This is a genomic window from Rapidithrix thailandica (assembly GCF_039710355.1).
GTDB lineage: Bacteria > Bacteroidota > Bacteroidia > Cytophagales > Flammeovirgaceae > Rapidithrix > Rapidithrix thailandica.
The window spans coordinates 381,476-402,395 of sequence record NZ_JBDKWZ010000003.1; the positions used below are offsets into that span (position 1 = coordinate 381,476).

The 20,920-nt window shown below is 42.4% G+C and carries 13 protein-coding genes; 7 read left to right on the forward strand and 6 right to left on the reverse strand.

What is annotated here, in order from left to right; genetic code table 11:
• Positions 1-83: 83 nt before the first annotated feature.
• Both AAG747_RS07200 and AAG747_RS07205 read left to right on the forward strand, forming a co-directional pair.
• A complete protein-coding gene (locus AAG747_RS07200; protein ID WP_346820474.1) occupies positions 84-3,503 on the forward strand; it encodes a SusC/RagA family TonB-linked outer membrane protein in 3,420 nt (1,139 codons plus the stop codon).
• 13 nt (positions 3,504-3,516) lie between these two features.
• Positions 3,517-5,295, forward strand: coding sequence for a RagB/SusD family nutrient uptake outer membrane protein (locus AAG747_RS07205; protein WP_346820475.1), 1,779 nt, complete (start codon positions 3,517-3,519; stop codon positions 5,293-5,295).
• A 193-nt stretch (positions 5,296-5,488) separates the two neighbouring features.
• Here the strand turns inward: AAG747_RS07205 and AAG747_RS07210 are convergent, their stop codons facing one another.
• Positions 5,489-6,775, reverse strand: coding sequence for a metal-dependent hydrolase family protein (locus tag AAG747_RS07210; protein WP_346820476.1), 1,287 nt, complete (start codon positions 6,773-6,775; stop codon positions 5,489-5,491).
• A 284-nt stretch (positions 6,776-7,059) separates the two neighbouring features.
• Between AAG747_RS07210 and AAG747_RS07215 the strand changes: the two genes are divergently transcribed.
• The 5 genes from AAG747_RS07215 (at position 7,060) to AAG747_RS07235 (ending at position 11,730) form a co-directional block, all read left to right on the forward strand.
• Positions 7,060-7,716: an ABC transporter ATP-binding protein gene (locus tag AAG747_RS07215; protein WP_346820477.1), complete on the forward strand. Its 657-nt coding sequence runs from the start codon at positions 7,060-7,062 to the stop codon at positions 7,714-7,716.
• Positions 7,717-7,819: 103 nt separating this feature from the next.
• Complete coding sequence (locus tag AAG747_RS07220) at positions 7,820-8,998, forward strand: ABC transporter permease (protein ID WP_346820478.1); 1,179 nt, start codon at positions 7,820-7,822, stop codon at positions 8,996-8,998.
• A 94-nt stretch (positions 8,999-9,092) separates the two neighbouring features.
• The gene (locus AAG747_RS07225) at positions 9,093-10,028 is read left to right on the forward strand and encodes a metal ABC transporter substrate-binding protein (RefSeq protein ID WP_346820479.1); all 936 of its coding nucleotides are present in this window, start codon (positions 9,093-9,095) and stop codon (positions 10,026-10,028) included.
• 128 nt (positions 10,029-10,156) lie between these two features.
• Positions 10,157-10,738 (forward strand): helix-turn-helix domain-containing protein, encoded by a 582-nt coding sequence (locus tag AAG747_RS07230; RefSeq protein ID WP_346820480.1) that lies wholly within the window; start codon positions 10,157-10,159, stop codon positions 10,736-10,738.
• A gap of 44 nt (positions 10,739-10,782) precedes the next feature.
• On the forward strand, positions 10,783-11,730 hold the full coding sequence (locus AAG747_RS07235) for an alpha/beta hydrolase (protein ID WP_346820481.1): 948 nt from the start codon (positions 10,783-10,785) through the stop codon (positions 11,728-11,730).
• A gap of 202 nt (positions 11,731-11,932) precedes the next feature.
• On the opposite strand, the gene AAG747_RS07240 is transcribed toward AAG747_RS07235, so the two are convergent.
• The 5 genes from AAG747_RS07240 to AAG747_RS07260 all read right to left on the reverse strand — a co-directional run bounded on the left by AAG747_RS07240 (position 11,933) and on the right by AAG747_RS07260 (position 20,874).
• Positions 11,933-13,102, reverse strand: coding sequence for an acetyl-CoA C-acyltransferase (locus AAG747_RS07240; RefSeq protein ID WP_346820482.1), 1,170 nt, complete (start codon positions 13,100-13,102; stop codon positions 11,933-11,935).
• A 102-nt stretch (positions 13,103-13,204) separates the two neighbouring features.
• Complete coding sequence (locus AAG747_RS07245; RefSeq protein WP_346820483.1) at positions 13,205-15,610, reverse strand: 3-hydroxyacyl-CoA dehydrogenase/enoyl-CoA hydratase family protein; 2,406 nt, start codon at positions 15,608-15,610, stop codon at positions 13,205-13,207.
• Between the two features lie 110 nt (positions 15,611-15,720).
• Positions 15,721-16,266 (reverse strand): MarR family winged helix-turn-helix transcriptional regulator, encoded by a 546-nt coding sequence (locus tag AAG747_RS07250; protein WP_346820484.1) that lies wholly within the window; start codon positions 16,264-16,266, stop codon positions 15,721-15,723.
• Between the two features lie 222 nt (positions 16,267-16,488).
• Positions 16,489-17,082: a hypothetical protein gene (locus AAG747_RS07255; RefSeq protein WP_346820485.1), complete on the reverse strand. Its 594-nt coding sequence runs from the start codon at positions 17,080-17,082 to the stop codon at positions 16,489-16,491.
• A 159-nt stretch (positions 17,083-17,241) separates the two neighbouring features.
• On the reverse strand, positions 17,242-20,874 hold the full coding sequence (locus AAG747_RS07260) for a hypothetical protein (RefSeq protein WP_346820486.1): 3,633 nt from the start codon (positions 20,872-20,874) through the stop codon (positions 17,242-17,244).
• Positions 20,875-20,920 lie beyond the last annotated feature (46 nt).

The window sequence follows — 20,920 nt, forward strand, 5'->3', positions numbered from 1 at the left end:
AAAATCGTTGGCGCGATCCAAAGCCGGAAGAGAAGCTAGGCTTTTTATTGAATAAGGATTTCAACAAAAAACACTTTAAAGATATGAAAGTGAAAATTTTACGCCAAGTACTAACTATGTCAAAGTATGCTTTTTATGGAATTTTTATACAAGGCTTCTTGTGTTCCATGCTATTAGCCTCCAATAGCAAGGCACAATTGTCAGTAAGTATAGAAGAAGTATACCTATCTGTGAATCTGCACGATGCAGAGTTAAAAGAGGTATTTAATGAAATTGAAAGTCAAACAGCATTTATGTTTGCCTACAGCCGGGAGCTGGTCAACGACCAAAAACGCATTGAATCATTTGTTCACCGGGGATCCTTAGCCTCACTTTTACGGGAAATTTCCCAGCAAACAGGCTTGCGTTTCAAACGGGTAAACGAAAACATCCACGTCTCCAAAAAAGGGCTTTTCGCCCCGCAAGTGGAAGAAGTGTCTATGGGATTTTTACAAGAGATCAAAGTGAACGGGATTGTCAAAGATGTGAAAGGAGCTCCTTTACCGGGGGTTACCATTTTACTGAAAGGGACTTCCACCGGAACTACCTCCGATATGGAGGGACATTATTCACTCAACGTTCCGGCAGATGCGACCTTACAATTCAGCTATATCGGATTTGAAACACAAGAAGTGGCTGTAGGTAACCGCAACAGTATTGACATTACCCTTCTGGAAAACATATCCGAACTGGAAGAGGTAGTGGTTGTGGGATATGGTACTCAAAAGAAACTGGTTTCTACCGGTTCGGTCAACACCATTGGGGGAGAAGAGTTACAAAAATCTCCTACTACCAACCTCACCAACAACCTGGTAGGCCGGATGCCGGGAGTCGTTGCCTTGAACGAAAGTGGGGAACCTGGCTTTGACGGCTCACAAATCCGCATCCGGGGTAGCAATACTTTAGGAGACAACAACCCCCTGATCGTCATTGACGGAATTGCCAACCGGCAAGGAGGCCTGGCCCGGCTCGATCCTAATGATATCGAGAGTATGACCGTATTGAAAGATGCCTCTGCTGCAATCTATGGTTCGCAAGCCGCGAACGGGGTAATTTTAATTACCACCAAAAGAGGGAAAAAGGGAAAACCAACGGTCAATTTTAATTTCAACCAAGGTTTTAACCAACCTACCCGTTTGCCCGAAATGGCCGATGCGGCCACGTATGCAACCATGCTCAACGAAATTGACATGTACCGCAGTCGTACTCCCCGTTTTTCAGACGAGGAAATCCAAAAATTCAGGGACGGATCGGATCCCTGGTATTACCCCAACACCAATTGGTACGATGAAGTGATCAAACCTTTTTCCAGCCAATACAAAAGTAATTTGTCCGTATCCGGTGGAGGAGAAAAAGTCCGGTATTTTGTTTCATTGGGTACAAACAGAGAAGACGGGTATTATGAAAATAGCGCTACCAAATACACTCAATACAATTTCAGAAGTAATATTGATGCCGACCTTACCAAACATATCAAAGTCAGCTTTGATGTAAGTGGCAGACAGGAAAACCGGGATTTTCCCACCCGCTCTGCCGGCAGTATTTTCCGGGGTTTGATGCGTGGAAAACCGAACTTACATGCCTATTGGCCCAACGGCATGCCCGGACCGGATATCGAAAACGGTAACAACCCGGTAGTCACCAGTACCGATGCTACCGGATATGATCAGGACAAGAACTATTATTTACAGTCTAACCTACGTTTGGATATTCAAATTCCCGGAGTAGAAGGACTGTCGGTCACCTCCAATGTTTCTTTTGATAAAAATTACCGTTTTCGAAAAAGATTCGAAACGCCTTGGTATTTATACACTTGGGACGGAAGTACCTTGGATAATAACAACGAACCCGTTTTGCAAAAAAGTAAAAGGGGGCTGAGCGAACCTCGCTTACAACAATGGTCAGAGAACGGGTACAATACCACTCTAAACATGATCGCCACCTATGAGCGCAATTTGGGCAATCACTTTTTCAGTGTAATGGTGGGAACAGAAGCGCAGGAAATCCGCCAGGACAACTTTGATGCTTTTCGAAGATATTATATTTCTTCGGCCGTAGATCAATTGGATGCGGGAGGAGAAAAAGAGTTGAACAACGGAGGTGAGGCATGGGAAAGTGCCCGGTTGAACTACTTTGGCCGGGTCAGCTATAACTACCGCGAAAAATACTTGTTGGGATTTGTATGGCGCTATGACGGTTCTTACCTCTTCCCCAAAGAAAGCCGTTACGGTTTCTTTCCCGGTGTTTCCTTGGGTTGGAGAGTTTCCGAAGAACCTTTTTGGAAAGACAATATCCAGTTTATTGACGATCTTAAGTTGAGAGCTTCCTGGGGACAAACCGGTAACGACCGGATCAAAGAAAACCCCAGAGATGCTGAATTCCAATACCTGGCCCCGTATGAATTCGGAGATGGCTATGTATTTGGCGTTAGCGATGATATAAAGTCCATCTATATTCCCCGGGTGCCCAATACGAATATTACCTGGGAGGTAGCCAACCAGTTTGATATAGGGATAGAAGGACAAATGATGCAAGGAAAAATCGCATTCGAATTTGATTATTTCTACAACCAGCGTTCAAACATTCTTTGGTTTCGCAATGCTTCCGTACCGGGAACAGCCGGAATAGACTTGCCACAGGAAAACATTGGGAAAGTGGTCAACCGGGGTGTTGACGGCCGGATATCCTACGCACAACAGGCGGGGAATTGGGGATTTGACATTTCTGTAAATGCCGGATTGTCCAAAAACAAAATTACCTACTGGGACGAAGCCCCCGGCAAGCCCGAATGGCAGCGGTTTACCGGGCATCCGATGATGAACGACCCGAACAACCCCGACTTATACTATAAAGCCATTGGTGTATTTAATTCCCAAGACGAATTGGATAATTATCCGCACTGGGAAGGCGCCCGGGAGGGGGATATCATCTTCGAAGATGTCAACAAAGACGGTGAAATCAACGGTTTGGACCGGGTACGAATCGACAAAAACAAATACCCTACCTTTACCGGAGGTTTGGCTTTGGGCATCACATTCAAACAATTTGACTTCAATATGCTCTTCCAAGGGGCAACCGGAGGAGTACAATATATTTTTACCGAATCCGGTGAGATCGGAAATTTCCTGCAAGAATTTGCCGATCAACGTTGGACTCCTGACAACCCGAACAGCGAGCACCCCCGGACTTTCAACCGTAATGATGAATACTGGGTAGCCAACGCTAATACCTATTGGCTGAGAAAAACGGATTATTTGCGTTTGAAAAACCTGGAATTCGGCTACAATCTCCCCAAAAGCTTAAATGAAAAGCTGAAGATTCAAAATGCCCGGATTTATGTGAGCGGATACAATTTGCTGACCATAGACAATTTCAATGTATTTGACCCTGAAACGACTAGTAACTCAGGACAGTACTATCCGCAAAAACGAGTGTTCAACATGGGTGTATCCTTAACCTTCTAAATTTTCGTGAGCTATGAATAAAAAATTAAGTATATTTTTCTTGGCGAGTCTTTTTCTGTTTGCCTCTGCTTGTAATGAAGACTTCTTGGACAAAAAGCCCCTGGCGGGTTTCCCGGAAGATGATGTATGGAACGATCCCACACTAACCGAAGCTTTCCTCAACGATATTTACCGGGGCTTGGGGCATGGTATGTACGAAACCATGTTGGCATCTCATACGGACGAAACCCATTTTATACATAACTATGACACCCGTCAAGTGGTGGAATCCATTTTGACACCTACGGATTTAGGGAATTTCAATGGTGGCCGTTTACCGCATTTCCAATGGAATGACTCGTATAAGCGTATTAGAGCGGCAAATATCTTCTTGGAAAAAATTGACGAAACACCTTTTGAGGAAGATTTGAAAAAGCGCATGAAAGGCGAAGCGCATTTTTTGCGGGCTTACTTCTACCATAACCTGGTACGGCTCTTCGGTGGTGTGCCTATCGTTACCAAGGTATATGAATTGGGAGATGACTTCCTGGTGGAAAGAAATACGTTGAAAGAATGTATTGATTTCATCGCTGTGGAATGTGAGGCAGCAGCAAGTCTGTTACCCCTTCGGCAAGAGGGAGCAAATGTAGGCCGTGCCAACAAAGGAGCCGCCATGGCCTTAAAAGCCAGAATGCTTCTGTATGCCGCCAGTGATTTATATCATACAACTGGCTGGACTTCGGGCTTTGGCAACCCTGAACTGGTCGGGTATGTAGGAGCTGACCGGAACCAATTGTGGAGAGATGCCAAAGATGCGGCAAAAGCCATCATTGACCTTGGGGCTTACGATTTGTACAACAGAACCCCCAACTCTCAAGAAGATGCTATCCAGGGGTATACGGACTTGTTTTTAAGCAAACAAAACGAAGAGGTCATTTTCAACCGCTTTTTCTTGGAGAAAAGAGATGATGGCTACAACTTTGGAAAACACAACGGTCCGAATGGATACCACAACTGGGGAGGCAATACTCCATTGCAAAACCTGATTGACGATTATGAAATGGAAGACGGTTCTTTATTTGACTGGGATGACCCTGCCCATGCCGCAGCTCCCTACAAAAACCGTGATCCTCGTTTTTATGCCAGTATCCTTTATGACGGAGCAAAATGGAGACCCAGACCCTCTGATGTAATAGATATGGATTCGGAAGGTATCATCCAAACCGGTCAATATGAACGCAAAAACAGTAGTGGGGAAATTGAAGTTATGGAAGGTCTGGACACCCGGAAAAGCCCGATCGAAGACTGGAACGGAAGCTATTCCGGATATTACTTGCGAAAGTTTGTAGATGTCAATGTGGATCATCAATTCTTCAAACAAGAAACGCCTTGGCCTTTCTTTCGCTATGGTGAGATTCTGTTAAACTATGCGGAAGCCAGTATCGAACTGGGAGAAGAAGACGATGCCCGGATGGCGATCAACATGATCCGGGAGCGAGCAGGCATGCCTACGATTTCCGATACGGGAGCAGATTTGAAACAACGTTACCGCAACGAACGGAGAGTGGAGATGGCTTTCGAAGAACAGCGCTATTTCGATGCCAGACGTTGGATGATTGCCCCCGATGTACTTTCAAAAGATGCCCAGGGAATTCAGATTTATGCCAAACTGAATGGAGACAATACACATACATACACATACACACCTATAGTTGTACAAGACCGGGGTTGGAACGATCGCATGTATCTTTTGCCTATTCCTCAAGGGGAGATGGAAAAGAATAACAAGCTAATTCAGAACCCGGGTTATTAAAGTACACAAGATTATCTTCCAGATTGGACTCGATGATTTGGAGTTCAAACCTATTTAAATTCAAAAACGGCACTTCCTGATGAGGTGCCGTTTTTTTAGGGTTGAGGAATTGAAGGAATGAGGGATTGGAGGGATGAGAAAGGGCTATGATGACAGTTGAATGCCTTACTTCATCAAGTAAACTTTCTTTTTATCACTGTAAAAAAACCTTTCCGTTCTTCATTACAAAACTCACCCGTTCCATGGTATGAATATCTTCCAGAGGATTTTCATCTACGGCAATGATATCAGCCAGTTTACCTTCCTCGATAGAGCCCAACCACTCTTCCACCCGTAGTAATTTGGCCGCTTCGATCGTTGCCGATTGAATTGCTTTCATGGGGGGCATGCCCGCTTCTACCATATAGCCGAATTCCTTTCCGTTTTGCCCGTGTGGAAACACTCCGGCATCCGTTCCAAAAGCGATTTTTACTCCTTTTTGATAGGCTTTGCCAAAGGTTTTTTGAATTTGTGGACCGATAGTTTTGGCTTTGGGAACCACCAAAGCCGGGTAATATCCCATAATTTCAGCTTTTTCGGCTACAAATTTTCCAGCTGATATAGTAGGCACATAATAAGTGCCTTTTTCAATCATCAAATCCATCACTTCTTCAGTCATCATGGTACCGTGTTCAATAGAAGTAATCCCTGCCAATACCGCCCGTTTCATTCCCTCCGTACCATGTGCATGGGCAGCAGTACTCATGCCATAATCCCGGGCTGTTTCAATAATCGCCTCCAACTCATCCATTTGAAATTGCGGCCCTTGTCCGTCTTTAGCTACACTTAACACCCCTCCGGTAGCCGTGATTTTTATGAGATCCGCTCCGTTTTTATAGCGTTGCCGAACGGCTTTCTTGGCATCTTCCGGACTGTTTACCACTCCCTCTGCCGGACCGGGATCCCCCATCAAGGCTTTTTTCACTCCATTGGTAGGATCGGCATGCCCTCCCGTAGTCGCAATACTTTTTCCGGAAGTAAATACTCTCGGTCCTTCTGCCCAACCGTCCTCTATGGCTTTTCGCAAAGCGATATTTACTCCGGTTCCTCCCAAATCCCGCACGGTAGTAAACCCGGCCATCAGCGTTTTTTTGGCATAAGTAGCGGACCGAAAAGCAATATCCGCTTCGTTAAACCGGAAATTTTCTTCATAACGCTTAGGACTGGTCTCTGACTCAAGATGGACATGCATATCCATCAACCCAGGCATTACGGTTTTTTCACTCAAGTCAATCAGTCGGTCTTGTTCTCCGGTTTGTACAAAGCCTTTAGCCACTTGCTCGATGGTGTTACCATTGATTACCAGTGTCATTTCAGGAAGGGGTTTTTCGTGTATTCCGGTGATCAATTGTCCACAGTGAATATACGTTTTCTGGGCAATTGCCCCCATTGAAAGGCACAATAAAAGACAGCCACTCAAAAGTAGTCGTAGTTTGTTCATGGTCATTTTGCTTAAGTCTTATGGTTATATTAAGTATTACTTAGGTGAGTATCCACTTTACCTACTCATCTATCTAAAGATACAAATGCTTTTTACAGATGCCAAGGTGTTAAAAAGGGCTTTCCATAAAAACGACCTCTGTGATATCCAACCACTTGAGTTCATCGGGCAAATGGGTAATTTGTGTATGTTAATACTGGTAACTACTTTAGGAGCAAATAAACTAAGGGGACTGTTTTGAATCAGGAAGGCCTCCTGTCCCGTTCACGATTGATTGAGAAAGAATGCTCCAAATTCAAAATTTAATATACCATTATCCCAAATCCGATTTTCAACTCACTATTCCTTCTTTATCTGTGGAAAAAGGGGAGAGGGTAGCGATAATCGGCCCTAGTGGTTTTGGCAAAACCACCTTGCTACAATTGATTGCCGGTATATTTTTACCGGAGAATGGAAGCATCCGGGTCAATGGGAGGGAAGTACCCCTGTTGAAAGAGGCAGAACGTAGAAATTTACGAATTCAGGAAATAGGGTTTGTTTTCCAGGATTTTAAACTTATCGAGTATTTAAAAGTAATTGACAATATACTGTTGCCTTTCCGGATTAACCGGAAACTTCCTTACCAAAACGGCTTGAAAAGCAAAGCTCAAAACTTAGCTACTTCGTTGGGAATCGGGGATAAACTGAATAAATACCCGTCCAAATTATCGCAAGGAGAACGGCAACGAGTTGCTATTGGAAGAGCTTTAATTCATCAACCTCACTTGATTCTGGCCGATGAACCTACGGGCAACCTGGATCCCAAAAACAAACGGCATATTATGCACTTGCTGTTTGAATACAGTCAACAACAGCAAGCCACTTTGCTAACGGTTACGCATGATTATGAATTACTCTCAGGTTTTGACAGGGTGATTGATCTGACAGAACTCACCACTTAGCAGTGCTTAAAAAATCTTGATTTCAAGATACTATCCATTTGTTTGCGAATAAAAATTGTACCTGTAAAAGTTAACACGGGAACCCTATTTGATGCTAACAACTATGTTCCAAAGTTTATACCTGGCTCTACAATATTTGAAATTTTACAAATACCGGACACTGGTATTGGCCTTCTCCTTGGGTGTCATTTTATTTTTACCCAATGGTTTACAAAAACTTATTCACGAAAGTGAACAGCGTCTGATGAACCGGGCCAAGGCAACGCCTTTACTTGTCGGGGCAAAAGGAAGTCCTACGGACTTGGTGATCAATACTTTGTACTTTCAACAAGAAGAAATTGAAACGGTTAATTACCATACCGCACAACAACTAAATCAAAGCGGATTAGGAATCAGTATTCCTTTGTATTCGGTGTTTACAGCTCAAAATTTTCCTATTGTAGGTACAACCTTAGAATATTTTCACTTTCGTAAACTGTCTCTCTTACAAGGTAGAAACTTAAGTTTATTGGGGGAGTGTGTAATAGGGGCTACGGTAGCAGAAACGTTGGACCTGCAACCGGGTGATAGCCTGATTTCTTCTCCCCAAAGTTTTTTTGATCTGGCAGGAGTGTATCCGCTCAAAATGAAAGTCGTAGGGGTATTGGCACCCTCAGACTCTCCGGATGATCAAGCCGTTTTTACCGATTTGAAAACCACCTGGATCATTCAAGGTTTGGGCCATGGGCATCAAGATATGGTAAAGGTAGAAGATCCTTCACTTATTTTAGAGGTGGATAAAAATAATATAAAGGCAAATGCCAAACTGTATTTGTACAATGAGATCAATGAGAAAAACCGGAATAGTTTTCATTTTCACGGAGATATGAATACTTATCCCATTACTTCCGTCATTGTGGTTCCTCATGATCAAAAATCGGCTACGCTACTCCGGGGACGGTTTGTCTCCGGGGAATTACCCCATCAAATTGCGGTTCCCCAACAAGTTGTCAATCACTTGCTACAAAGTATTTTCCGGATCAAACAGTTGTTCAATGCCATGTTTGTATTGGTGGGTTTAGCCACCGTTTGTATTTTGGGATTAATACTGGCATTGTCTATCCGGTTGCGACAGGAGGAACTATTGACCTTTAGTATTTTAGGTTCCAGTAAGCGCAAAGTGGCTCAAATGCTTAGTCTGGAAATTATCATTGTGCTGGTATTAAGTACTTGTATTGCGTTTTCCGGATATTTTCTCACCGGATTCTTTGTGGAGGACTTTATCAATCTGTATGTTTTGTAAATTTGTACCGATCACAAATTATAGGGACAAGATGACAAGAGTACTAACAGACAACCTGCTCTTTTCTTGTCTGACACAAACCTCGTTAAATCATATGAAACGTATTTTTTTATTCTTATTGATTGGTGTATCCTTTTATTCTTGTAAAAAGAAACAAAAGCAAGAAACTGCTGACAACACACCAGAAAATAAAACGCCCGTAGTGGCTTCGGTGAATTACCCGTTACATTATTTTGCACAGCAAATTGGCGGTGACCTGATCGAAACGATTTATCCGGTGGCAGAAAATGCGGACCCCGCTTATTGGCAACCCGAAGTAGAAGACGTGGAGTTGTACCAACAAGCCGATATAATCTTAACGAACGGTGCCGGGTATGCCAAATGGATGAAGAAAGTCAGCTTGCCGGAATCCAAACTGGTGAATACTTCGGACGCTTTCCACCATCAGTACATCGAAAGTGGTGAAACCATTACCCATAGCCACGGCCCGGGAGGAGAACATACACATAAAGGAATTGCCAACACTACTTGGTTGAATTTCAAATTTGCACTGCAACAAGCAGAAGCCGTAAAAGAAGCCTTGATCCGAAAACTACCTAATCAAAAACAAGCCTTGGAGGCAAATTTCGAAACATTGAAAAAGGAGTTGGTTCAATTAGACGAACAAATGCAATCTCTTTCTTCTCAATTGGAAGATAAAAATCTGTTTGGCTCTCATCCGGTGTATCAATACCTGGCCAAAGGATATGCGCTGAAAATTGTCAGCGAACACTGGGAACCCGGACAAATACCTTCAGAAGAACAATGGGAAGCTTTTCAACATAACCTGCATCATCACCCGGCTAAAATCATGTTGTGGGAAGGAGAAGCACTCCAGGAAACGCAAAATACCTTGAACGATCATGGTGTAAAACCGGTAGTATTCAATCCTTGTGGTAACAAACCTGTATCCGGAGATTTTATCTCTATGATGAAAACTAATATTGAAAACTTAGAAAGGGCGGCTCTTCAAAAAGAAGTGGTGAATTAGTTTTCGATATAAAAGCATATTTACAACTTTTTATCAGCTGATAAAAAAGAATACAACCGGAAGAATGCCTGATCATTCTTCCGGTTTTTCATAGTTGTCTTTCACTTATTTAATCAGTAACTTTTCATATGCCAACAATAACTTCTTCCTTACATATCAAAAATATGGTTTGTGACCGGTGTATTCTGGTGGTACGACAAGTACTGGAACAGGCTCATTTAGATGTACGGCATATTTCCTTAGGGGAAGTTGAAATCTCCGGAGAAATATCCCCGGCACAACGGGAACAACTAACCCAACAACTGGAAGCGCTGGGTTTCGAATTGATCGATGATAAAAAGACCAAGCTGATTAACCGGATCAAGACTTCTATTATCCAATTGGTCCATTATCAAAGTGAAGATAAACCCGGACATAAGAACCTGTCCCATTTTCTGGAAGAAAAACTGGGGTATGAATATTCGTATTTAAGCAACCTGTTTTCATCGGTTGAAGGCACTACTATTGAAAAGTTTAACATCGCTCAAAAGATTGAAAAGGCGAAAGAATTATTAATTTACAATGAGTTGACGTTGAGCGAAATTGCCTGGAAGCTTGGTTATAGCAGTGTACAACATTTATCCAATCAATTTAAAAAAGTAACCGGGCTTTCTCCATCGCACTTTAAAAAAATCGGGGAATACAAGCGAAAGGGACTGGATCAAGTGTGACGAAGGGAGCATGTATCCAATACAATACTCAAAACCATCAATCCATGTCTAAAAAATTTAAATATTCTGTATTTTCAGGGGGCATTATCTTTTTGATCCTGATCAACTTTATAGCGTACAATCATGCCTATCAGTTTACCCACTTTACTAATTCTCCACAATCCCACACCCGTATCACCAGCTTAGCCCCGTCCGAAAAGCTCAAAGTATTATTTAACGGTTTTGAAAATTCCAGACCTAAAAACCGATCAAGCCCTTCACAAAACTATCAAACCATACATATTCAAGGATATGCCGAACTGGAGGCCTGGTATTGCCAAGTTGAAAATCCTCTAGGGATTGTTATTATGTTTCATGGCTACAGGGGCAAAAAATCCAGAATGATTAACAAGGCCGAAGAAATTCTTAAGATGGGCTATAACACTCTATTGGTAGATTTTTACGGTTCGGGAGGCTCTGAAGGAAACAGCACCAGCATTGGCTTTCACGAAGCCAAAGATGTTATTGCCAGTTATCAATACATTCAAAACCACGCTGCCGGCATACCTGTTTTTCTCTTTGGCACTTCTATGGGATCCGCGGCCATTCTTAAGGCTATGGAGTCTTCTGATCTACAAGCCGATGGGCTTATTTTAGAATGTCCTTTCGGAACGTTGCGACAAGCAGTTCAAAACCGGTTTGAACTCACAGGAGTACCTTCTTTTATTTTATCCGATTTATTATTATTCTGGGGAAGTGTACAAAATGATTTTTGGGCATTTGACCACAATCCGGAAGAATATGCGGCTCATGTTGCCATTCCGACTTTAATGATTTACGGAGAAAAAGATGATAAAGTGAAACGTGAAGAAACCGATGCCGTCTTTGAAAACCTGTCAGGAAAAAAAGAATTGCTTTTACTCCCCAACTCGGGGCATACCCGTTTTTTACGAAATCACAGAGAAGAATGGAAAAAGAGTGTCGGGGATTTTCTGAAGAGGAATTCTCAATAAGATATTTTTTTAACACCTGAAAAGCTTTCATTATACAAGATCATCTGCCACATCTTTTAAACTTTTTCACGTAAAGTGAAAATCGCTAAGCATGTGACGGTTGATTTTTCCTCGAAGCAACACCTCATAAAAAACCGGAGCGTTAAGCCCCGGTGTTTCTCATACATAGATGCTAAGTAATAGTTGTAGTTATATCGTTTGCTTATCGCAATAATTCATAAATTCCAGCCACACCTTGTCCTCCCCCTACACAAGCCGTCACCATACCGTATTTCTGCTTTCTTCTGCGCATTTCATTAAACAGTTGAATGGATAATTTGGCCCCGGTACAGCCGAGCGGGTGCCCTAATGCAATAGCGCCACCGTTTACATTTACAATATCCGGCTCCAAGCCTAACTCCCGTATTACCGCCAATGACTGAGTGGCAAACGCCTCATTCAGTTCCACTTGTTGGATATCGTTCAGAGACAGGCCGGCCATCTTCAATGCTTTCGGCACTGCTGCTACCGGGCCAATCCCCATCACTCTGGGGTCTACCCCGGCGGCAGTATACGTCACCATCCGGGCAATTGGCTCCAGGTTCAGCTCCTTTACCATGCGCTCAGACATCACCATTACAAATGCGGCTCCATCCGAGGTTTGAGAGGAATTACCGGCAGTTACCTGCCCGTTGGCTTTAAAAGCAGGTCTTAATTTTGTTAAAATCTCCAAAGAACTTTTTCTCGGTCCTTCATCCGTGTCCACTACAAAATCCCGGGTCTTTTTCCGGCCATCTTCCACATACGTTTCCGTTACCTTGACAGGTACAATTTCATCTTTAAATTTACCTGCCTGAATAGCTGCCAGGGCTTTCTCGTGAGATTTCACGGCAAATGTATCAGCATCTTCCCGCGTGATATTGTAATCCTTGGCCACTTCTTCCGCAGTCAGTCCCATTCCTAAATAGTACTCAGGAGTTTTCTCTGCGATTTGGTAGTTTAAAACAGTTTTATGGCCTAGCATCGGTACCAATGACATGGATTCCGTACCTCCGGCAATTATACAATCTGCCATTCCGGCTTTGATTTTAGCGGTGGCCATAGCGATGGATTCCACCCCTGAGCCACAATAACGGTTGACCGTCACACCCGGTACTTCCATTGGCAATGCCAATAAAGAGATCATCCGGCCCATCTGCATCCCTTGTTCTGCCTCAGGCACCGCACAACCAACGATCAGGTCGTCTACTCGTTTGGCATCGAAATTCGGAACAGAATTAACTAAATGTTTGATCACCTCAGCTGCCAGGTCATCAGGGCGGGTAAAGCGAAAGCCTCCTTTTTTGGCTTTGCCTACCGCAGATCTATATCCAGCTACAATATATGCTTCCATGAGTTGAATCTGAGTTTGGTAAAATGTATTTAAATAGAATGATGTAATGATGGTTGACAAGTGAGTTACTATTCATAAACTACACTTCCCACTTTACCGGCATTAGTTCCTCAAAGGCTTTCTTTTGAAAAGAATACTTTGAATCCGTTCCAATGTTTTCTTTTCTCCACTTAGGCTAAGGAAGGCTTCTCTTTCCAAATCCAACAAATACTGTTCGGACACCTGTGTCGGTTGAGAAAGGTCACCGCCATTCATCACATAAGAAAGTTTCCGGGCAATCTTGGCATCGTGCTCACTGATATAATTTCCATAAAGCATCGCCGTAATTCCCGCTTCAAACAACGCCATTCCCGCTTTTCCATGTACTTTCACATCCTGACGTTGTTTAGGTTGCGTATACCCCGCTTCTGCCAATTCAATGGCTCTGGCTTTGGCATCTGCTAACAAACGTTTTCTATTTAAAGTCACCCGGTCGCTTGGGCGCATGATGTGCATATCGTATGCTTCCTGAGCCGAAGTAGCCACTTTGGCGGTAGCAATGTTCATAAAGGCCGCCTGTAAGGCATTCAATTCCACATCACCCGGTTCCGTACGGTCCGATACGCGGAGAGTCATCTCTTTGGTACCCCCACCGGCCGGTATCAACCCTACTCCGAATTCCACCAAACCGATATACGTTTCGGCATGGGCTTGCAAAGCATCGGAATGCAAAGACAATTCACACCCACCGCCTAAAGCCATCCCAGAAGTTGCTACTACTACCGGAATAGAAGAGTAACGAGCCCGCATCATGGTTTTCTGGAATTGATCAATCATCATATTCACCTCATCAAACTCCTGCTCACAGGCATACATAAACAACATTGCCAAGTTGGCTCCTGCCGAGAAGTTTTGCCCTTCGTTTCCAATTACCAAGCCTCTGTAATTTTCTTCAGCCATGTTAATAGCTGTGTTAATACCTTGAATGACTTCAGCTCCGAGCGAATTCATTTTGGTATGGAATTCAACTCCCAAAATGCCCTCTCCATAATCGAAAATGGTAGCTCCTGCATTTTCCCAAACCTTGCTGGTTTTCCGTAAGTTGTCCAACAAAATCAAGCCTTCCGTACCTGGTACCGGTTTGTACGATTTGGTAGGAATGTCATAATAATGTTTGGTATTGTTGATTACAGAATAGAAAGAGTCCACTCCGTTTTCCAACATTTCGTACACCCAGGCATTGGGTTTATGTCCGGCTTGCTCCATCTTTTCTACGGTAGCTTTTACACCTAGTAAATCCCATGTAGCGAAAGGCCCTACTTCCCAACCAAATCCGGCACATACTGCCTGGTCAATTTTATATAGTTCGTCAGAAATTTCCGGAATTCGGAATGAACAATACCGGAACAAATCATAGAAGGTAGCCCGGTAAAACTCTCCGGCTTTTCCCTTGGAATGAATCAGTTTCGGTAATCGGTCTTTAACATTTTCGATGTCTTTTACCTCATCCAGAATGTCAAATTTTGCTTTGGACTTTTCTTTATATTCAAAGGAATTCAGATCCAATTCCAGAATGAGGCGTTTGCCTTTTTCATCCTTTGTCTTTTTGTAGTATCCCTGACCGGTTTTATCTCCTAGCCACTTGCGGTCGCTGAGTTCTTTGACAATCTTAGGCAATTGGAACACCTCTTTGGATTCGTCTTTGGGCAAACCAGCATATAGGTTGTTGGCAACATTGACGATCGTATCCAAGCCCACTACATCCATGGTACGGAAAGTGGCAGATTTGGCCCGTCCTAGTACAGGCCCGGTCAATTTATCCACTTCATTGACGGAAAGCCCCATTGTTTCAATGGTATGCATCCCGGAGAGAATGGAATATACCCCAATTCGATTGGCAATAAAAGCCGGGGTATCTTTACATAATACAGTTTCTTTACCCAGGAACAAATCACCGTAATGCATCAAAAATTTGATGATTTCCGGATCAGTGTCCGGACCGGGAATGATTTCTAATAAACGCAGATACCGGGGCGGGTTAAAAAAATGCGTACCGCAAAAATGCTTTTTGAAATCATCACTCCTTCCTTCGTTCATCCACTGAATGGGGATTCCGGAAGTGTTCGATGTAATAAGCGTGCCGGGTTTTCGATATTTCTCGACCTTATCAAAAATGATCTTTTTAATTTCCAAGCGCTCTACCACAACTTCTATTACCCAATCACAGGTGGCAATTTTTGACATATCGTCTTCAAAATTACCGGTAGTAATCAGATCAGAGGTCTTTTTATGATAGACGGGTGAGGGTTTGGACTTGAGGGCAAATTGTAAGGAATCGTTGACGATGCGGTTGCGTACCTGAGGAGATTCCAGGGAGAGGCTTCGGGCTTTTTCATTTTCAGTCAATTCTTTGGGTACGATATCCAGGAGTAATACCTGGACGCCAATGTTTGCAAAATGGCAAGCAATCCGGGAGCCCATGACTCCCGAACCTAATACCGCTACCCTTTGGATAGTCCTATTTTTCATGGTGAAAAAGTGGTTTAGGGTTGTTTATGATTAAAAATCTATTTTCCAGAAAAGGAGTGAATACACAGTTTACAGTTAGTGTTGATCTGTGAATCTTTCCTTGTATTTCCTTATAAAAGTTTCATGGATGTCAACCGTTCACGTTCTTTCTTCAACACTTCTTTGTCAACGATAGCCAATTCGGCTAATCGATGGTATAACTCCTCGGCAATGCCATTATGTGGGTTTTCGATGAGGTTATTGATGTTTTCAATTACTTCAAAAAACACATCCAACTTCTCTTCCGTCACCACATCTTTCAATTTACTGTGAAAGGCTTTTACCGTTTGCCGGGACATTTCCCGTTTTACTTTCCCCTCTTCCGTCAGTTTGATAATTACTTTCCGCTTGTCGTTTTCATCTGCTACCCGTCTGATCAACCCTTTCTCTTCCATCGTTTTCAACATCCGGGTGAGACTGCGGGCTTCCATACCCATTAAAGGAGCGATTTTAGTAGCGGGGGTACCAAACTCCTTATCGATATTAAGTAATACAAACCCAGTGGAATGTGTCACGTCATACGTGGATCCAATGGTATTGTACATTTTTGAAATAGCTAGCCAAGTTGCTTTAAGACTAAAGTCTACAGAGCGTTTCTTGTTCTCTTGAACTTCCATTCGATAGTTAATTAGGATAAGTGCTAAAACAAATATAGTAAAATTTATTATGCATGCATAACATTTTTCTTTTTTGCATCAAAAGACATCCTCACCGCTCACTAATAAATTCCAGTATAATCGGATTGGATTTGAATAGGCTTATGCATATAAAAAATGCCTGAAACGCTATTGTTTCCGGCATTTTTCAGAACCTTTCCCCACAAGTAAATGCGTTGAAAATCACTGATTTTTTTTCTTCTTTTTACGCTTTTTGGGTTTGCATTCTTTGCAATATTCGGATAATACGTCCAATTCTGCCCGGACTTTTTCCTGCCATTTGGCACATACTTCGGCAATATTATCCATGGTCAATTCTGCATTCAAAGTGGCTTGGTCTTTTGTATATTCCTTCATCATTTCATCATAAGCCTCTTTATAAAAATTGCTACCGGAGCCTAAATTCTTAGCTTCATATAAGCGCTTTCTAAATCTCCGTGCGTGGAGTTCCGTTACGTCAAAAAACACTTGTGCCAATTGCATTAATTCTTGTGTATGTTCACCTTCTTCCAACCAGGAAGAAGCAGGGTAAAACAAGGCAGTTACATAGGAATTAAAATTTTTCTTAAAGGCAAATTGGTAAGCATTCATGGCATAATTAAAATCCACGATACTAGCCATATAAAACCGCTGACTGCCTTCAATTCTCTTTTTGGGTGTAATAGCCTGAAAATATGCTGGTTGAATCTGATAATCTTCTTGCCAGGTGATTTTTTCCTGAGCATACATGTTCAATGAAAAAATTAACAGAGGAAATGTTAATAAAATTTTGTTCATAATAGCCTCTTTATAAAAATTGCTTCTTGTATTTATACAAGTTGTAAATAAAACTCAAAAGTAAAAACCATTACAGAATAATACCACTTTACTATAAAAAAGGGAGGTTTATTCAACCTCCCTTTTTTATAGTTTTTTTATTCAGCAGTTCTGTATTCACTAATTAATATACACCATAATCTTCGCAGAAAAAGGTTGGGAGATATTACCGGCAGCATCTTTTAATTTCATATATACTCTTTGCATTCCTCCATCCGGGTTAAGCTGCCATTCTTTGTTAGCAAAGTAGGGTTCCCATTGGCTGTTGCTAAAATCCAGACTGTTGGAAATCATCATGAATTTGGCATCTTTCACATGGGTATTTAAAGTTACCTGAGTACCATCTACGGCTGTGGCTCCTTCATTCATTTCAAAGGTATATAATACGGGAGCCTCCGTATCCAATTTGACGGAAGCGGTAATCACAGGCGATTCGTTTTTAGCCTTGTCCCTAAATTTTACATATACCATCTTCTTTTCATCATTGGGTGTTAAACGCCACTTTTTCTCCTTTCTGAACGGCTCCCAACGTGCCGGCATAGTGAAATGTTCATTATTACTAACAATCATCTCCTGAGCATTATGTGCATTCAGAGCGAGCATCACATCCTGTTGAGTAGCAAATTCAGCTTCGTTATCAATTAACAGTTGGTAGTCGGCAGGAGGGAGGCGGTCCAACGTAATATTGAGCACAACCGGTCCGGCTTCGTTCCCTGCCTGATCGGCAAATTTTACAAATACCTGTTTGCTTCCATCTTCGCCTTGTAAATACCATGACACTTTGGGTTGGTATTTCACCCAAGCCCCATCCGTGAAACTTCCGGTATTGCTCAACATTACTTTTGTGGCTCCGAGTGCTTTTAAGTTAAGGGTAATTTTTCCTTGGGCATTCCGGCAATATTCTCCTTCCGTAATGCTTGCCGATATATTTTGAGGTGCCTGCCTATCCAATTCAATGCGGGCAGAAGTTGCTTTGGTCACATTCTCTGAAGCATCTTTAAACTGAGCATATACGGTTTTAAAATTATCACTTCCCTTTAATTTCCAATCATACGTTTCGGAATACGCAACCCAACGAGCACCCTTAAAACTTGGATGGTCACTGATTCGCATTTGAGTGGCATTTTTGGAATACAAGAACAATTTTACGTCTGCAGTATTGGTGTGTTCTTTTCCTTCTTGTATAGCCAAGGAGTTATTTTCCGGAGGAATACGATCGAGATTGACAGTGGTCTGCACCGCTTTAGAAATATTTCCGGCCCGGTCTTTAAAGCGGGCATACAAAAACTTCTGACCATTGCCATGAGTCAATGACTTGGAAAAGCGTACGTTGGAATAAGAAACCCAACGCGCATTGGCAAAAGTGGACGCTTCGCTGATTTGCATAAAACGGGCATCTTTCGCTTCCACTTGTACATGCACTTTATTAGGATTCAGGTAAGCCCCCCATTTATCCCGGCTCGCTATGATTTGCATACCGGAAGGTCCCTGACGGTCCAGGTAAATTTTACCGGAAATCGCTCGGCTCTCCGTTTTGGTATGGCTTCTGAATTTGACAAACACCTCTTTTATTCCATCCTGAGTATCCAGTTTCCAGCGTTTATTTTCTTGGAGGGGCTCCCATTCCCCTCCTGTAAAATCAGCCAGGTTACTAATCATCATTTCCGAAGCTTTTCGTGCTTCCAGGGAAAGATTAACATACCCTTCCGGATCAATGCAGTAAAGGGCTCCCCGGTCAATTTCCATTTTACACATCACCGGCCGGACCTCCTGCAATATACTGGCACTGTACACTTTCGAAGTGTTGCCGACTACATCCTTAAAACGGACATACACTGTTTTTTTCCCTCCATCGTTTCCGATTTTCACCCGGATAGGATTGGGATTATACCCTTGCCAATGTGCACCCATAAAATCCTCGTTCATGCTCACTAGCATCAGGTCTGCTTCCTGTGCTTTTACTTCCAACCAAACCCGGTCTGAAAAAGTACTGCGGGCTCCATTATTCAACAATACCTCTGCATCGTAAGGAGCGGTACGGTCTAAAATAATTTCGTCAAACACGGCTTCGGATGGGAGATTGGTAAAACTTTTAAACTGTGCATATACCACTTTATGCCCGTCTTCACCCTCCAATACCCAATCTTTCTGAGTAGCAAAAGGCTCCCATTGAGCACCTTCAAAATCAGCCCTGTCACTGATCCTCATTTCTTTGGCTTGTTTGGCAAATATGGAAAGTTTCACTTTCTTATCAGGCTGACTACAATACTTGGTATCGTTATCTATTTTTATTTTTTGTGCAAAAGGAGGGTTGGCTAATATGATACTGCTACGGACTGGTTCGGAAATATTGCCCGCTTCGTCTCGAAAACGCGCATAAAAATAGTAAGTACCGGGAGTAAAAGGAATGGGAAAATAGAAAGGGCGGTTATGGTAATTTTTCCAAACTTCTCCTTCAAAATTTTTACTCATACTTACCTGCATTTGATAAGCCTCCTGGGCATACGTTCTAAGATATACATGTGGCACGACTGTGGATTCATCACCATTGTTTACCACAAGTTTCATTTTTTCCGGAGGTTTCCTATCGAGGATAATGGCCGATGATACCGGCTCACTTACATTTAAAGCAATATCCCTGTACTTGACAAAGACTTGCTTGATATCATCTTCCCCATCCAATTCCCAGTTGCGTTTTACTTGGAATGGTTCCCACTCTGCATTTCGAAAGTCTTCATAATTGCTGAGCATCATCTCTTTGGCATCCTTGGAAAACAGCTGTAATTCTACTTGTTCACTGGTGGTAAAATGCTCACTTTTATTAATGGTGATTTGATTGGTATAAGGAGGTTCGGTATCAATGATGACCTTATCATGAATAATGTCGGTTTCATTGCCCGCTTTGTCCCTAAACTTCGCAAAGACCGTATACTCTCCATCCAGGGTTCCGGAAAGTTCCCAATCGATCAGCTCTTTTTTAAAATAACTATAACGGGTAGAATAGAAGTACTGGAAGTTGTCAATCATCATAAACTCAGCGTCAGTAGCCTCTATTTTCAGATTGACAAATACATCGTTCCGGTTGAGATATTTCTTTTTCGTTTCAGGGTCTTGAATAAGATGTTCGGAGACGATTTCTAATGTTTGAGCGGAAGGTCCTTTTGTATCCAGAATAATGTCATCTTCAAACATTTCCGTTTCATTCCCTGACTTGTCTTTGAATTTAATATAAACCGTTCGTGTTCCATCCGGCCCTGGAGCCAGATCCCAACGAAGAATTTCCGTATAGGGAAGCCATTTGGGATTTTTAAAAGAAGGAGTATTACTGACAGCAATCCACTCGGCATCCCTGGCTTTGATGAGCAGTTTGACATCATGGGTATAATTAATGTAAGTGTTGCCATCCACTTCAAAATGTTCAAGTTCAGGAGGGGTAGTATCCAACACAATTTCATCCGTATAGATGGTAGAAATGCTTCCGTCCTTGCGTTTAAACTTCACACTCACCACTTTACGTCCATCCCCTTCTTCTAAGGTCCACTTTACATTTGCTTGCAAAGGTTGCCACTCACTTCCTTCAAATTCAAAATTATTGGTAATCATCATTTCAAAGGCATTGTGAGCCGTGATATGCAAACTCACCTCTGCAGTTGGGGTAAACTTAGCCTTATTATTAATTACAACTCCGTCTTGAGCAATGCCGGTAAGGCTGAAAAGACCAAAAAGTATAGTTAAAAAAATAGGAGGTTTCATGATACGAGAATAAGCTTGTTGTACTTGTTACTAACGCAAATTTTAG

Excerpts from the sequence above, each read along its gene's own strand:
- AAG747_RS07200 (WP_346820474.1), top strand. The coding sequence starts at position 84 with ATGAAAGTGAAAATTTTACGCCAAGTACTAACTATGTCAAAGTATGCT.
- AAG747_RS07205 (WP_346820475.1), top strand. The coding sequence starts at position 3,517 with ATGAATAAAAAATTAAGTATATTTTTCTTGGCGAGTCTTTTTCTGTTT.
- AAG747_RS07210 (WP_346820476.1), bottom strand. The coding sequence starts at position 6,775 with ATGAACAAACTACGACTACTTTTGAGTGGCTGTCTTTTATTGTGCCTT.
- AAG747_RS07215 (WP_346820477.1), top strand. The coding sequence starts at position 7,060 with ATGCTCCAAATTCAAAATTTAATATACCATTATCCCAAATCCGATTTT.
- AAG747_RS07220 (WP_346820478.1), top strand. The coding sequence starts at position 7,820 with ATGTTCCAAAGTTTATACCTGGCTCTACAATATTTGAAATTTTACAAA.
- AAG747_RS07225 (WP_346820479.1), top strand. The coding sequence starts at position 9,093 with ATGAAACGTATTTTTTTATTCTTATTGATTGGTGTATCCTTTTATTCT.
- AAG747_RS07230 (WP_346820480.1), top strand. The coding sequence starts at position 10,157 with ATGCCAACAATAACTTCTTCCTTACATATCAAAAATATGGTTTGTGAC.
- AAG747_RS07235 (WP_346820481.1), top strand. The coding sequence starts at position 10,783 with ATGTCTAAAAAATTTAAATATTCTGTATTTTCAGGGGGCATTATCTTT.
- AAG747_RS07240 (WP_346820482.1), bottom strand. The coding sequence starts at position 13,102 with ATGGAAGCATATATTGTAGCTGGATATAGATCTGCGGTAGGCAAAGCC.
- AAG747_RS07245 (WP_346820483.1), bottom strand. The coding sequence starts at position 15,610 with ATGAAAAATAGGACTATCCAAAGGGTAGCGGTATTAGGTTCGGGAGTC.
- AAG747_RS07250 (WP_346820484.1), bottom strand. The coding sequence starts at position 16,266 with ATGGAAGTTCAAGAGAACAAGAAACGCTCTGTAGACTTTAGTCTTAAA.
- AAG747_RS07255 (WP_346820485.1), bottom strand. The coding sequence starts at position 17,082 with ATGAACAAAATTTTATTAACATTTCCTCTGTTAATTTTTTCATTGAAC.
- AAG747_RS07260 (WP_346820486.1), bottom strand. The coding sequence starts at position 20,874 with ATGAAACCTCCTATTTTTTTAACTATACTTTTTGGTCTTTTCAGCCTT.